The organism is Campylobacter concisus (genome assembly GCF_003049085.1).
Lineage (GTDB): Bacteria > Campylobacterota > Campylobacteria > Campylobacterales > Campylobacteraceae > Campylobacter_A > Campylobacter_A concisus_H.
This window is the reverse complement of sequence record NZ_PIQX01000004.1, coordinates 162,118-174,474: the sequence shown is the minus strand read 5'-3', so window position 1 is coordinate 174,474 and position 12,357 is coordinate 162,118. Positions and strand designations below refer to the sequence as shown.

Annotated in this window: 9 protein-coding genes, 1 other RNA gene and 1 pseudogene; 4 read left to right on the top strand and 7 right to left on the bottom strand. The window is 39.9% G+C overall.

Annotated features, from left to right (window positions below; genetic code table 11):
- Window positions 1–9 precede the first annotated feature (9 nt).
- From proC to typA, 3 genes are all read right to left on the bottom strand, one after another.
- On the bottom strand, window positions 10–912 hold the full coding sequence (gene proC, locus CVT13_RS06335; protein WP_107811976.1) for a pyrroline-5-carboxylate reductase: 903 nt from the start codon (window positions 910–912) through the stop codon (window positions 10–12).
- Complete coding sequence (locus CVT13_RS06330; protein WP_107811975.1) at window positions 909–1,538, bottom strand: hypothetical protein; 630 nt, start codon at window positions 1,536–1,538, stop codon at window positions 909–911. The genes proC and CVT13_RS06330 overlap by 4 nt, the downstream gene beginning before the upstream one ends.
- Before the next feature lie 280 nt (window positions 1,539–1,818).
- Window positions 1,819–3,621 (bottom strand): translational GTPase TypA, encoded by a 1,803-nt coding sequence (gene typA / locus CVT13_RS06325; protein ID WP_084109967.1) that lies wholly within the window; start codon window positions 3,619–3,621, stop codon window positions 1,819–1,821.
- A gap of 1,175 nt (window positions 3,622–4,796) precedes the next feature.
- On the opposite strand from typA, the pseudogene CVT13_RS10675 reads away from it, so the two are divergent.
- The 3 genes and pseudogenes from CVT13_RS10675 to CVT13_RS06310 form a co-directional block, all read left to right on the top strand.
- Window positions 4,797–5,183: pseudogene (locus CVT13_RS10675) on the top strand (flagellar hook-length control protein FliK); the annotation flags it as partial.
- Between the two features lie 8 nt (window positions 5,184–5,191).
- On the top strand, window positions 5,192–5,899 hold the full coding sequence (locus tag CVT13_RS06315) for a flagellar basal body rod modification protein (protein ID WP_021090228.1): 708 nt from the start codon (window positions 5,192–5,194) through the stop codon (window positions 5,897–5,899).
- An 8-nt stretch (window positions 5,900–5,907) separates the two neighbouring features.
- Window positions 5,908–7,506 (top strand): flagellar hook protein FlgE, encoded by a 1,599-nt coding sequence (locus CVT13_RS06310; protein WP_107812026.1) that lies wholly within the window; start codon window positions 5,908–5,910, stop codon window positions 7,504–7,506.
- A gap of 45 nt (window positions 7,507–7,551) precedes the next feature.
- On the opposite strand, the gene CVT13_RS06305 is transcribed toward CVT13_RS06310, so the two are convergent.
- Window positions 7,552–7,977, bottom strand: a complete 426-nt coding sequence (locus CVT13_RS06305; protein WP_072595304.1) for a hypothetical protein — start codon at window positions 7,975–7,977, stop codon at window positions 7,552–7,554.
- Window positions 7,978–8,089: 112 nt separating this feature from the next.
- On the opposite strand from CVT13_RS06305, the gene ffs reads away from it, so the two are divergent.
- Window positions 8,090–8,187, top strand: an RNA gene (gene ffs, locus CVT13_RS06300) — signal recognition particle sRNA small type.
- Here the strand turns inward: ffs and CVT13_RS06295 are convergent.
- From CVT13_RS06295 to gyrB, 3 genes are read right to left on the bottom strand one after another with little or no spacing between them, the layout of a single operon-like run.
- Window positions 8,174–9,409, bottom strand: coding sequence for an HD domain-containing protein (locus CVT13_RS06295; protein ID WP_103580290.1), 1,236 nt, complete (start codon window positions 9,407–9,409; stop codon window positions 8,174–8,176). The genes ffs and CVT13_RS06295 overlap by 14 nt on opposite strands.
- Entirely contained in the window at window positions 9,409–10,026 is a 618-nt protein-coding gene (gene queF, locus CVT13_RS06290) for a preQ(1) synthase (protein WP_234411984.1), read from the bottom strand. Before queF ends, CVT13_RS06295 begins: the two co-directional genes overlap by 1 nt.
- An 18-nt stretch (window positions 10,027–10,044) precedes the next feature.
- Window positions 10,045–12,354 (bottom strand): DNA topoisomerase (ATP-hydrolyzing) subunit B, encoded by a 2,310-nt coding sequence (gene gyrB / locus CVT13_RS06285; RefSeq protein ID WP_107811973.1) that lies wholly within the window; start codon window positions 12,352–12,354, stop codon window positions 10,045–10,047.
- Window positions 12,355–12,357 lie beyond the last annotated feature (3 nt).

Sequence of the window (12,357 nt, the reverse complement as noted above, 5' to 3'; positions counted from 1 at the left end):
TAAATTTACCTAACCCCTCGCTTTGGCGATGCAAGCGGCGACGGCATCCATCAAGGCGCCGCGAAATCCGCCGTTTTCAAGCGCGGCAAGTCCCTCTATCGTGGTTCCCGCCGGCGAGCAGACCTCGTCTTTTAGCGTGGCCGGGTGCTTGCCGCTTTGGATTAGGCGCACCGTCCCTTCTACGGCTGCCGCAACGGCGTCGTAGCAAAGCTGCCTAGGTAGTCCGCCCCGCACGCCCGCATCCGCCGCAGCCTCGATAAAGGCGCACGCATACGCCGGTAGGCTTCCTGCGATGCCCGTAAATGCGGCAAACCCAGCCTCGTCTATCTCGTAAATTTTACCGATTTTAGCGATTATCTCGCGTACGCTCTCTTTCTTAGCCTCGCTAAATCCCGCGTCAAAGCAAAGAGCCGTGGCCGACGCGCCGATGCTGGCTGCGGCGTTCGGCATCGCACGAGCGATATAAACGCCCTCGCCAGCGATTTGTCTAGCGCGTTTTATGTCGAAACCCGGCGCCAAAAGAAGCAAAATTTTGCCCGCAAGCTCGGGCGCGATCAGGCGCAAGATAGCCTCGTAGCTAGCGGGCTTAGTAGCCAGCACGACCGTGTCCGCTTCGCGCGCTAGATCCGTTTCGTTCGCGGCTATTTTTACGCCAAATCTCTGCCGTAAGGCTTCGTTTTTGCTTCTGGCGCAGGCTAGGATTTCAAATTTTGCCTCTTTTTCGCATTCATGCAGGCTTGCTTTTTCATCCGTTTGCGCTAAATTTTCCGCCCCGTATGCCTCGCTACCGCCGTCAAATTTTTGATCGTCTTCGGCAAAGCTTGCCCCGTCAGGTTGCGCTCGCCAAAGCGCCTCTATCATCGCGCCGCCCATATTTCCGCCGCCGATGAAGCCGATTTTTACGCTTTTCATTTCGCCGACTTTTTTAGAGTGCCGATTTTGACCGCCTTGCCCGCGACCGCGTCACGTACCGCCGCACTATCCGCCCAGATCGCACCCGTGACCTGCCCCGGCGCCAAGGTATAAACGCCGCCCGTCTGCGCCTCGTCGCTAGCCTTAAAGTCGTTGCCCGCAATCAGCTCATAGACGTCCTTCGTGTCGTTTTCAAATTTGATCGCCGCTTTTAGCGTCGGCTCCATTTTCTGCTTCGCCGCGCCCGCGTACTGCTCGAGCATATTTTTACTAAGCTTGCCGTAGACGTAGCAGTCTTGGCTTAAATATATCCGCACGGCGCGCTTATCCGAGTTTTTGCCGCCCTTTTCGCCCTTGCCGACGCTAACGCTCATCTCATAGGCGGTTTCTCCAGTCGGGAAATCCTTAAATTTAGCGTCCGGGACGAAAATGCGAACGTTGTCAGTTACCGTCTTAGTTTCGTGCGTCTGCGGCGTTATATCCTTTAGCACAATCGTGGATTTCACGTCCAAGCTTTTATCCGAAATAAGCGCGGAGATCGGTATGCGCGTAAGTAGCGTCGTCTCGTAGCAGCCGCCAAAAATAAACGCTGCGGCGAGAGCGAAGATAAATTTTAGTTTTTTCATCGGTTTCCTTTAAATTTTCGCCGATTTTAGCATAAACTAGGCATTTTCATATTGATTATATTAAAAGTAAAAATAAAAAAGTAAGTATGGCATTTTAAAGCATAAATAGTTTTAAGGTTGATAAATTTTAGATGAGAGAGAATGGCTCTATTTCGTCTTGAACAAAGCCAACTTAAATAAATAATGCAAAAAAAGTATGAGAAATTTATGTAAATTTTTTGCTGTTTTTAGAGTTTAATTATTAGCCCCTTTACAAAGGGGCTAAAATGATAAAATTTGATTAGAGTTTTGCTTTTCTTTTGCGTTCTGTTGGATCTAAATAGCGCTTGCGAACGCGGATATTTATAGGCGTAACTTCGACTAGCTCGTCATCTTCTATCCACTCTAACGCACGCTCAAGGCTTAGCTTTCTAGGTGGCACAAGTTTGATCGCATCGTCGCTACCACTAGCACGCACGTTTGTTAGGTTTTTACCCTTGATAGGATTTACATCAAGGTCGTTTGGACGGCTATGCTCGCCAATGATCATACCCACATAGACTTTTGCTTGCGGATCAAGGAAAAGCACACCACGATCTTGTAAGTTAAATAGCGAATAAGCAAGCGTTACGCCGTTTTCCATCGAAACTAGAGCACCATTTGTTCTATGCTCGACTGTGCCGCTTAGTGGTCTAAACTCCAAAAAGCTGTGGTTCATAACGCCCTCGCCTTTTGTATCAGTCAAAAACTGACTTCTAAAGCCGATAAGCCCACGCGCTGGGATCTCAAACTCGATCCTTGTTTGGCCATCGCCTGTTGGATTCATAGAGACCATTTCAGCCTTTCTTTTGCCTAGTTTTTCGATGACTGTGCCTGTCGTATCATCAGGTGCATCGATAACCAAAAGCTCGTATGGCTCGCATTTTACGCCGTTTATCTCTTTTACGATGACCTCAGGTCTGCCAAGTAAAAACTCATAGCCCTCGCGGCGCATATTTTCAGCCAAAATGGTAATCTGAAGCTCGCCACGGCCACTTACTTTAAATTTACCCTCACCGATATTTTCATACTTCATCGCGATATTTGTCTTCATCTCATTTGCAAGGCGCTCATCAATCTTATTTGATGTGACGTGTTTGCCCTCAGTGCCTGCTAATGGGCCGTCATTTACAGAAAATACAACGCTAAGTGTTGGCTCTTCGATGTGAAGAGGATCTAGTGGATGAGGATTATTTGGATCAACGACGCTATCGCCAACGTCAAGCGCATCAAAGCCAGCGATCGCTACGATGTCACCAGTGCCAGCCTCATTAATATCGGTTCTTTCAAGACCCATAAAGCCAATTAACTTTGAAATTCTACCAGTTGTCTTTGTGCCATCAGCCTTTGCAAGCATGACATTTTGGTTTTTAGATATCTTGCCGTTAAAAATTCTTGCAATACCGATCTTGCCGACATAGTTGTCATAATCAAGCGTGAAAACTTGAAGCTGAAGCGGGTTTTCATCGCTACCGCTTGGAGCTGGCACATGAGCCAAGATAGTCTCAAAAAGTGGCTGCATATTTACATTTTCATCACTTAGTTTTAGCTTTGCATAGCCATTTTTCGCAGCTGCATACACAACTGGAAATTCTAGCTGTTCGTCATTTGCATCAAGTGCTACAAAAAGGTCAAAAATTTCATTTATAACGCGGTCTGGATCGCCTGCAGGTTTATCTATCTTATTTACAACGACGATTGGGCGAAGTCCTAGTGAGAGCGCCTTTTTGACGACAAATTTAGTTTGTGGCATAACACCTTCTTGCGCATCAACAAGTAGCAAAACGCCATCAACCATCTTAAGAACGCGCTCTACCTCGCCACCAAAGTCGGCGTGGCCTGGGGTGTCAATGATGTTGATCTTTGTATCTTTGTAGCGAATAGCAGTATTTTTAGAAAGAATAGTGATGCCACGCTCTCTTTCGATGTCGTTGCTATCCATTACACGCTCGCCAAGGTTTTGATGCTCATTAAATGTTCCTGACTGTTTCAAAAGCTCATCAACCATTGTTGTTTTACCGTGGTCGACGTGTGCGATAACGGCTATATTTCGTATCTTTTCCAAATTTTTCTCCGTTTATTAGTTTGCTATTTTTCTTTTGTCAGTTTTAAAATAGGGGCAGATTATAGCTAAATTTTTATAAATTTTAAGCTGATATCAAGAAATTAATTTTTGGAATAGATTTTGCATGTTTGGCATTAAGTTTAAAAATTTGAAAGGTTTAAATGCAAGCTTATACAGCGAAAAATAACGTAGATTTGCTGGCTCCTGCTGGAGGTAAAAAGCCCTCTGTTTCTAAAAAATCTCAAAACAACGGCGAATTTTTGTCGATGGTTTTAGATGCAGCTGCGAGCAAGGCAAATAGCGGCCAAAAAATCACTGAAAAAGATGTCAAAGAGATAGTAAAAGCGGTTACAACTCAAAAAGAGACGCTGCAAAAATCTCAAAGCGAAAGCGCGGCAAAAATTTCAACTGCACTTGAAGAAAATTTGGACGAAAATACAAAAAATGAGCTCTATGAAAATGCAAATTTTATGCAACTTTTGCAAGTTTTAGAAATTCTAAATGGCAATGAAAAAGTAAGTAAATTTCCAAATTTCAGCGACAAAATAGCAAATTTCTTAAGTGTACCTGAAAACGTTGAAGAGCTTAGCAATGTTAAAAGCGTTAGTGATCTTATCGACCTTGCTAAGAAATTTGACCTTGGCCTTGAAAATATAGAAATTTCAAATGAAGACGTGCCAAAACTAAACGAGATGTTTAAAAATTTAGGCAAGAAAGAATTTTTCACACCGATAAAGACCGAAGAGAAGCCTTTTTACCTAAAAGAGCTAAAAAATGAGGTCGAGCAAACCATCATAAAAAACGAGCCAAAAGAGGTCGTAAAGCTTGATACTTTGTTAAAAGAGGTAGTGGCAAATCCAACTAATGAAACTAAAAATTTAGTAAAAGAAGAGCCTAAAAAGCTAGATAGTGAAGTAAAGCTTGATGATGAGATAGTGGATGTTGAGCCAGAGGAGCAACCAAAAGAGCCAAAAGTAAAGGTAAATTTACACGAGCAAAAGGCGCAAAAAGCTCCAACTCTTGAGTCGCTACTATTCCCTGAGAGAGAACAGCAAAAAAATGAGAATTTAGAGAGCAAAGAGACATTTAGTAGCGATAATAAATCAGAGCTAAACCAAATGGTAAAAGATATCGCAAATAGCGCTAAACACCAGCTTCAAACAAAGGCTGAGATAAAAGAGACGCTTAGTAACTTCTCTTCTACGCTAAAAGAGCAGGTGCAAAACTACAAAGCTCCGATCACTCGTTTTAACATAACGCTTAATCCTCTAAATTTAGGAGAAGTTGAGATCACGATGGTAAATCGCGGCAACAACTTACATGTAAATTTTAACTCAACCACGGCTACGATGAATCTCTTTTTGCAAAATCAAGCCGAGTTTAAAAATAGTCTTGTGAATATGGGATTTACCGAGCTTGAGATGAATTTCTCAGATCAGAATCAAAGACAAGATAAAAAAGAACAAGCAAAAAACAAATACAGCTCAAATCAAAGCGATGAGAGCGAAAACACTCAAGCGGAACAAAGCTTGCTTGAGCTAGTAATACCAAGATATATTTAGGAGAGATCATGGCTTCAGTTTCAGATATAACTACACAAACAACTCAACAAAAAAACGCCGAGAAAAAGGCAAAAGCAAAGCAAGATGCGGCAGCTGGCACAGGAACTAACCCAAATGCGCAGCTAGATAAAGATGCATTTATGAAGCTACTTTTAACAGAGCTTCAGTATCAAGACCCAACAAGTCCTATGGATACTGAAAAGATGCTTACGCAAACTAGTCAGCTAGCTTCACTAGAGATGCAACAAAATACAAACTCAGCTATGAAAGAGCTTGTAAATCAGTTAAAATCAAATGCAAATGCCTACGCCATATCAGCTCTTGGAAAAATGGTCTCAACTGGTTCAAACTCAGTTTTACTAACAGATGAGCAAAAAACTGTAAATTTTGCACTTTATTTTAAATCAGATCTTGCAAATGGCAAGCTTGAAATTAAAAATGCAAATGGAGAGGTCGTTCGTTCAATCGATATAAAAGATCTAAAATCAGGAGTTCGCAGAATATCTTGGGATGGCAAAGATGATTCTGGAAAACAATTACCAAACGGTGCATATACAGTCTCTGTTAATTACACTGGAAAAGATGGTAATTCATACAAGACTCAGGTGGGTAGCTATCCGGTCGAGGCAGTAAAATTTGTAGATGGCAAAGCCATGATAAAAATCGCAGGCGAATATGTGCCAATGGATAAAATATCTGAATTTTACGAAGGATAAAAGCCATGATGAGAGGTTTTTACAACGGAATTAGTGGCATTAAAACACAAAGCTTTGGCATGGATGTTTGGGCAAATAATATCTCAAATATCAACAACGTAGGTTTTAAAGCTTCAATCCCTGAGTTTAAAAATTTAATCAATCAACATATGGCTTCAACTGGAAGTGGTCCAACTAACAATCAAGTAGGTCTTGGAGCTACAAAACAAACGACAGCTTTAAAGATGACAAATGGTAGTTTTCAAAATACTGATAATAACTTCGACCTAGCCATAGGTGGTAAAGGCTTTTTTGGTGTCGTTGATAAAAATGGTAAAAACTACTACACAAGAACAGGTAGCTTCGATATAGATGGGGCTGGAAATTTAGTAGATAATAAAGGCAACTTGCTTCTTGGTACGTTAACAAGTTTTACTCCAGTCACTCCAAGTGCTAATGCTCTTAGAAAATATGGTCAAACAAAAGGTACCACTCAAGCATTTACTGCAAAAGAAGAAGATCTAAAACTAGGCGATACTGGCTCACAAAAAGGTATAAATTTACCTCATTTTTTATATATGCCAGCCAAGCAAACAAAAAATATAAATTTAAAAGGCAACCTAGACTCAAGCCTTATAACAGATAAGCGAACAACAGCCATTGATGCGGCAAATTTTAATTATACACTCGATAATACAAACAAAACTATCTCACTAAATGGACAAATTCCGCTAAGTCAGACAAGATTTGGTGCAAAAGCAGGTGATAGCGTAGTAGTAAAAGTAAAAGATGGTGATGGTAAATTTAGTGAGTTTTCAACCACACTAGAGAGCGATGGCAGCTGGCATATAAACAATAAAAGCCTAAAATTTATGAATTTTGCTAGCTTAGATGTAAAAGCAGAAGTTACATCACTAGTTGAAGTAGCTAATAAAGAAAAACTAAGCTCAGAGATATATAACAGTGATGGTACAAAGAGCTTAGTAACTATAAATTTTACAAAGCAAATCCCTCAAGGTGGCGATCAAACTACCTGGAATGCCACAGCTACGATAACTGATGCTAATGGTGTTGTACAAAATACAGCTATGGGAACACTTACTTTTGATGGTAGCGGCAGGCTTATTACAAATACATTAACAAGCGTTGGAAACGTAGCTTTAAATTTTCTTGGCAATGGAGATGCAAATGTCTATAATGGCATAACAAGCTCGGCCAATTCAAAAAAAGACTTTGTCATAAAAGCAGATGGCTACGCTGAAGGAAATCTCTCAAAATATAGCGTCGATGACCGTGGAAATATCATGGCAAATTTTGACAATTCTCGCTCATTTATAGTTGCAAAAATAGCTCTATTTCACTTCCAAAATGAACAAGGAGTATCAAAAGTGGGTGACAATCTCTATGAAGCAACTCCAAATTCAGGTGAGGCATTTTTTTATAAAAATAAAGCTGGTGAGACTATTTATGGCTCACAAATCCTTGCAAATAAACTTGAAATGAGTAATGTCGATCTTGGTCAAGCGCTAAGTGAGGTTATAGTCACGCAAAAGGCTTATGAGGCTAGTGCAAAAAGTATCACAACAAGTGATGAGATGATCCAAACTGCTATTCAGATGAAGAAATAATTTTTATGCTAGTTGATGATTAAAAATTTAAAATGAATGATAATTTTAAGAATAGAGTTTGACTTCGTTTATTAAAAACTCATAAACTCTTTGCTGAACTAAAATCTCTTCCTCACAGCCACTCATCAAGCGACGAAGGTGAGAAAAATCTATCTTTTTGGCGTATCTTTTGTGATCTTTTAGGTCTTTATCAATGCTTAAAAGTAGTGCATCAAGTGTGATTCTATCGTTTCTTTTAACTCTTGCTACATACTCTTTAACAGTTTGGATCAAAAAGTCTTTTCTGGTTTGGTCATTTTCATAAATTTCATTTGTAATGTCATTTAAAACAAAAAAATCATCTTCGTCTGGGTCAAATTTAGCAGAGATCATAGCGGCAAAAATTTTGGCACGAAATTCTAAAGATTTGTGATGATAGATAAAAAAATCTCTAAAAGCTGATAAAAAACGAAGTTTAAACTTTCCAGACATTACTCTACTTTTTGTGAAATTTTGGCTGATTATATACTTTTAAAGCTAAATTTTTAAAAATGTAACTATAAAACTAAATTTAAGTATAGTTTTTGTATGATTGCGAAGCTCCTTCTTAGACCTGTGCAATGCTTTTTATGAGCACCGCTTCAGGGTGGGAACACAGCAGAGCACTTGTATTAAGTGTGTGCCGCAGTTATCTGAGAGGGGGTCTTTCTAAACCAAAATGCTCATTAAAATCATCACAAATTTCTAAAAAATCCACTCCATCAATCTTAGGTTTTTCACTAAAAAATTTATACATATTATTAAAGCCATCAGTTAGCTCTTTTGACTTGACGCCGTAGCTTATAGAAATTCCAGCTTCGATGTAGGCTGAGAGTTTGTCACAGTATTTTAGCGCTTTGCCATCGATTGGGTTAAATTTATCCTCATTTACGTTTTCCATCGTCCCTTCGTGGCAGATGATTTTACGCTCGTAAGTTCTATTTTCAAACTCATCTTTTATAAATTTTTCACCATCTTTTCTGATGCCAAGGATGTAGCTAAACTCATCTTTGATCTTTTCCGGTACAAATGGCAAAATCCTCTCATCAATAAGCCTCATCTCATACTCACTAATGATCTCATTTAGCCCCTTTACACCGTATTTTACAGGGCTTATGATGTCCCTTGTAAGACTCTCTGGTAGGTCGTGAAATAGCGCGCAAAAGAAGTTATTTTCTAGGCGTTTTTTGCAAGCTTTTGCTTTTAGTGAATAAAAATAGCTAAGTATCGCAACTACTAGCATATGTCCTAAGACCGCAGTTTCAGGGATACGAGGAGTTTGCGCCCAGCGTTTTTGAAACCTTAGCCTGCCACTTAGATCAACAAGGCGGGCTAATTTTTGATTCATAGCAATCTTTCTAACGCCAATTAGCTCGTAATAATCCTCCATCTCCTCCTCAACCTTCGCCTTAAGCTCGTCGATATCGCTTAAAAACTGGCTCGTTTGATAGACGATAGAAAATTCCCACCTAGTGGCAAGATAGCTAGCTGCTTTTAGGATAAGGCGTTCTTTTTCATGCTTTTTATCACTTTTAAAATAACTTTTAAATCTCTCTAAAAACTCCCCATCTTCAATATCTGAAATAAGGCTATCAAGATTACTTAAAACCCAGCTATTTATCTGCTCTTTTTTTGTCTTTTGTATATGATGAAAGACATCTGGTCGTATGTCTGTGACTACGACCCTACTTAAAAACTCAAAAATTCCAGCCTCAATGATATAGTTCATATCGGCGTCTTGTTCTTGTTTTGCTATGAAATAAGCGATGATAAATTTATGAGCTTGCTTATCAAGCTCGACTAAATTTGTCATCTTTGGATAGTCGTTCCAACGTGATATAGATGCTGCTTTAAAGATATGTTCTATAAGCTTAGCACTTATCATTATTTATCCTTTTTGACTACTTTTGGCTTCTTATCATCGGCATAGCTTATCTTTCTAAAGCCCTCTTTGTTTGAGCTTCTTCTTGGCTTGTCATCTTTTTTAAATTTATCATCTCTGCTGCCCCTGCTGCTGCCACGATCACTTGTACTTCGTCTCTCACGTGGCTTATCGCTAAAACTTCTCTCCCTACTTTTTGGAGCAAATTCTTTCTCTTCAGCTGGCTTTTTTACAACTAGATCAGAGCTTATTTCAATAACCGTATGAACATTTCCACGTGGGTTAAAGTCACCAACTATCTTCATAAATTTAGGCTCAAGTTTTTTTTCTAAAACAGAGTAAATTTCATTTATACTATCTTCGTGGCTGATATTGCGATTCATAAAGCTATTTATATAAAGCTTTATCGCTTTTAGCTCGACAACTAGCTTATTTGGGATGTATTCAAGATATATCGTCGCAAAGTCAGGATAACCAGAGCGAGGGCAAAGGCAGCAAAACTCAGGCAGAGTGATCTTTATGACATAGTCTCTTGTTTGCTTATTTTCCCAGACCTCAAGGTCACTCTCTACGTCAAATTCTTTCAAAATTTTCTCACCATACTTCATCTCTTCGCTCATCTTTTATCCTTTTTTCTTTTAAATATCCAAGTGTTTAACGTCTTTTGCGTGGTCTTGGATGTAGTTTCTTCTTGGCTCGACCTCATCGCCCATGAAGAGATTAAACGTATCAGAAGCGCTTATAGCGTCGTTTATATCGATCTTTAAAAGTCTTCTGTTCTCAGGGTTCATCGTAGTCTCCCAAAGCTGTTCAGGGTTCATCTCACCAAGACCTTTGTAGCGCTGGATATATGCACCTTTTTTCGCATTTTTCTCTACTTCATCAAGCACGTCTATAACATCACTATGCAAGTCTAGGCCGCGCTCTTTTATCTTTTGGCTAATATAAAGCGCCTCTTCATAAAGTGGATTTGTGAATAAATTTTCATTTACCACAAGCTCTTCTAAGCCGCTTTCAGTTTGCACATAAATTCTAACCTCATCTTCGCTAACGTAGTGGTTTAGGATGTTATGACCTTCAGCTTTTAAGAAGTCTCTTAAAATTTCAAAAATTTCATTGTAGCTTTTTGAGACGATGTCTGGATTTTCTATCATATAGCGGATCGCTGAAAGGACGTTAAAGCGTTTTTCAAGCTCTTTTAAGACGCTTCTATAAGCTGCAACGATCTTTAAAAAATCAATCAAATCAGCACTACCGATACCCTCTATATCAACACCTTCGATACCAGTTTCGATAAGAAATTCATTTAATGCCTTTTCATCTTTTAGATAAATTTCTTTCTTACCTTTTTTATAGCGGTAAAGTGGCGGCTGAGCTAGGTAGATGTGACCATTTTCTACAACTTTATTTAAAAATCTAAAGAAGAAGGTTAAAAGTAGTGTCTGGATGTGGCTACCATCGACGTCAGCATCGGTCATGATGATGATCTTATGATATCTAAGCTTCTCAGCGTCAAATTCATCTCCGATGCCACATCCTAGCGCTGTTATCATATTTTTTATCTCGTCAGACTTTAAAATTTTATCCAGTCTTGCCTTTTCAACGTTTAGAATTTTACCCTTAAGCGGCAATATCGCTTGAAAAACCCTATCACGCCCCTGCTTTGCTGAACCGCCCGCAGAGTCGCCCTCCACTAGGTATAGCTCGCTTATGACTGGATCTTTACTCTGACAATCAGCTAGTTTGCCAGGGAGCGTGCCTACGCTCATGCTCTCTTTTTTGCGAGTTAGATCCCTAGCTTTTTTAGCGGCCTCGCGACCACGAGCTGCCATTAGAGCTTTATCCATTATCGCTCTTGCTTCGATAGGATTTTCTTCAAAATACTTTGTAAGCACGTCAAAAACCATCTTTTGAACGATAGGTTTTACGTAGCTTGAGCCTAGTTTGCCCTTTGTTTGTCCCTCAAACTGCGGCTCTGGCACCTTTACGCTCACAACTGCGATAAGCCCCTCGCGGATATCTTCGCCAGTTATCTTTGTATCTTTTTCACGTGCAGCAGCATTTGCTTGAACGTAGTTTGTGATAACTCTTGTAAGGCCTGCTCTAAATCCAGCCTCGTGTGTACCACCATCTGGAGTTTTGATGTTATTTACAAAGCTTAATAAATTTTCACTATAAGTGTCGTTGTAAAGTAGTGCAAAATCAACAAGCACGTCATCTTCGCCGCCACTAAATGATACTGCTTTACTGACAGCATTTGCCTTGTTCATATCAGTTACAAAGCTCTCAAGTCCACCCTCAAAATGAAAGCTCTCGCTTCTGCCATTTCTTTGATCTTTAAAATTTATAGTTATCTTTGGGTTTAGATAGGCTAGCTCGCGAAATCTTTTTACTAAAATTTCATCATCAAATTCAGTCACTTCAAATATGCTATCATCTGGCCAAAACTCGACTTGTGTGCCTGTGCGATTTGTAGTTTTTATCACTTCAAGATCGCTTTGTGGGATACCTTTTGCAAATTCTTGTCTATGAAGCTTGCCGTCACGTTTAATATTTACGACTAGTTTTTTAGAAAGGGCATTTACGACAGATACACCAACGCCGTGAAGACCGCCAGAGACTTTATAAGTGTCCTTGTCAAATTTACCACCAGCGTGAAGCACTGTCAAAACAACAGTCGCAGCTGAAATTTTTTCAGTTGGGTGCATATCCACTGGGATACCACGGCCATTATCGCTGATGATCGCTGAGCCCTCACGTGTAAGCTCAACATCTATCGTATCGCAGTATCCGGCCATCGCTTCGTCAATAGAGTTATCAACGACTTCGTAGATCATATGGTGAAGACCGCTTATATTAGTATCACCTATATACATGCCTGGGCGTTTCCTGACCGCCTCAAGCCCTTTTAGTACTTTGATATTTTCTGCGCCGTAATTATTTTCCATAAT